This window comes from Methylophaga sp. UBA1464, from assembly GCF_002325665.1.
Lineage (GTDB): Bacteria > Pseudomonadota > Gammaproteobacteria > Nitrosococcales > Methylophagaceae > Methylophaga.
This window is the reverse complement of sequence record NZ_DCSO01000079.1, coordinates 7,756-10,557: the sequence shown is the minus strand read 5'-3', so window position 1 is coordinate 10,557 and position 2,802 is coordinate 7,756. Positions and strand designations below refer to the sequence as shown.

Genomic DNA, 2,802 nt, shown 5'->3' with positions numbered 1-2,802 from the left:
AACCGGGACCGCCTGATGCTCAATGACGTTGATCAGCACTTTTTTGATGCTGTCAAGAAACAGGCCTACGCCAAGCAATTGATGTCACGGGAACACTTCAGCGTTGATGGCACCTTGCTGGAAGCCTGTGCCTCCATGAAATCCTTCAAACCGAAAGACGATAGTGACGGTCCAGGTGACAACTTCCACGGACATAAGCGCAGCAACAAGACACACCAGTCCACAACCGATAGTGATTCGCGCCTGTTTCGTAAGGGTAAAGGCAAGGAATCGAAGCTCTATCATATGGGCCACCTGCTAACCGAAAACCGAAACGGGCTGATCGTTGAAGCCGAATTAACCGAAGCGGGTACCCGCCAGGAGTGGGACGCCGGTACCACAATGTTGGCATATCAAGGCACCCGTCCCGGTATGACGGTGGGTGCCGATAAGGGCTATGACACGGGCGAGTTTGTGGAAGTGTGCCGAGGGTTAAAAGTCACACCGCATGTCGCGGCCAAATCATTAGGCAGTGCCGTTGACGGTAGAACGACATCAGCTATCGGTTACGGTATCAGTCAAGTTAAACGCAAGCGGATCGAAGAATGCTTTGGCTGGATGAAAGAGTTTGGTCTCATGAGAAAACTTCGCCACTGCGGCCGGGACAAAGTCGCCTGGATATTCCGGTTTGTGGCTGCGGTGTACAACGTGACGAGATTGAAGACTTTAATGGCCTGAAAACAGGGAATTAAGGCAAAAACTGCGCATATTTTAAACAGATGCTGTTGCTGATCGTCGATTGAGCATTGCAGGTAATTGTTACACCAAAATCGAGGCAATTGTTTCTACCGATTTATACGTCGTCATTTTCTTAACGGCGGGAAGTTTTTGCTCATCAAACCCCATTTTTCAACAGCCTGCTAAACAGATCATCCATAAATCCAATCATACGCAACTTTATGAAATTTATGATTACGATTTTGTAATCTAAACGTAATGATATTGAAAGAGGCATCTAAGTATCTTCTTATAGGTGTAGTATCTATTTTGTTCTACTGCTAGAAACTCTAACTTAGAGATCCTAGCCGTCATATATTAGTTAGCGAGATTGATTCTACAACAAGATAAATTGGAGCTATATTTGTTGACGGGTTTTTTGATAAATCACGAGATGCATATCGATGTAAGTTTGCTGGAATGTTCGAACTCAGTTTCCGAAATTTGATGTTAACTGTCTGGAACATTCCCAGATAATGTCAAATCAATCTGATTGAATTGCCCAACAACGTCTTAACTATTTGCATACTAAATTGGAGTTAGATGATAGCTATGGACATACCTGAACAACCCTCAAAATCTAAACTTACGAAAACTACTTCGGATGTTGAAACAACACAGTTTTTGGTGTCCGGCATGGGCAGCAATCACTGCGCTGGCCTCATAACAGCTTCTATTAATCGACTATCAGGCATCATCAATATCAGTACCAACATAGCTAACCACCATGTCACTGTGGAATTCGATCCAAACCAGCTAAGTGATAAGAACATTTGGGACGCAATCGAAAAGGCCGGCTACGATGTAGATAGTATGTCATCACCAATGTCTAGCGGAACTAGCGAAGCCTTGTTCACAGTACCTAGCATGGGCAGCGATCATTGTGCTGGGCTAGTCTCAACCTCCATCAAACGCCTTACCGGCATTAATGATATTTCAACTAACATTGCCAATCATAAGGTGACGGTTAGTTTCGATCCGGTAACAGTAAACACAAAAAACATCAAAGAAGCTATTGAGCAAGCGGGATACGATGTAGCAGCCATCAGTGAAAGTCGTTCGCAGGGAAATGCGGAAGCCGACGCGGCGGTTGAAGAGCGTTACCTTGAACAGGCTTGGAGGCGTTTATGGTTCGCCGCCATCCCAACCACATTGATTATGGTATTGATGATGGTGCATATGTTCTGGGTGCCGGTGCCAAACTATCTCACTTGGGTTGCTTTACTTGGCTTTCCTGTGGTCTTCCTGCAAGGCGGGTGGGCAACCCACCGCTCATCCTGGCGTTCCCTTACCAATCGCACCGCCAACATGGATGTCCTTATTTCCTTGGGAAGCCTGCCCCCTTACCTGATTGGGCTTGTGGGATTTATCTACCCCATGACATCTTTTATTGAAATGGCCACCACCATCATGACCTTCCATATGCTTGGCCGCTACCTGGAAACTCGTGCCAAGGGGCGGGCATCACAGGCGATCAAAAAACTACTAAAACTGGGTGCTAAAACCGCCTCCGTACTACGGGAAGGACATGAAGTTGAAGTAGCGGTTGCGGAGCTTCAGGTCGGAGACATCATGGTGGTTAGGCCTGGCGGCAAGGTACCTACCGACGGCGAAATTGTCGAAGGTAATAGTCATCTGGATGAATCCATCGCCACGGGCGAGTCCGTGCCGGTGGAGAAAGGACCTGGCGAAGCAGTGATTGGAGCCACCATTAATAAGGAAGGCATGCTGCAAGTTCGCGCCACTCGGGTAGGTGCCGATACCTTTTTGTCACAAGTTGTCCGACTGGTGGAACAGGCACAAGGCTCTAAAATACCCATCCAGGAATTCGCCGACAGAGTGACCGCAAAGTTTGTCCCGGCGGTTATCATGATCAGTCTTGCTAGCTTTGTAATCTGGCTAATTTTCGCCGAGTCGCTTAGGCCGATTCTTTACTGGGGTGCCGAGTTCCTGCCATGGGTTAACCCGGAACTTTCACCATTGATGCTGGGTACACTTTCGGCAATTTCCGTACTGGTGATAGCCTGTCCCTGTGCTTTGGGGCTC

2 protein-coding genes are annotated in these 2,802 nt (G+C 47.5%); both read left to right on the top strand.

Going from position 1 to position 2,802, the window contains the following annotated elements; translation table 11 throughout:
• The coding region (locus B3O33_RS09980; protein WP_292363520.1) for an IS5 family transposase at nt 1-717 on the top strand (717 nt) is incomplete at its 5' end.
• Nucleotides 718-1,308: 591 nt separating this feature from the next.
• Nucleotides 1,309-2,802: heavy metal translocating P-type ATPase (locus B3O33_RS09975; RefSeq protein WP_292363519.1), on the top strand; the 1,494-nt coding region annotated here is incomplete at its 3' end.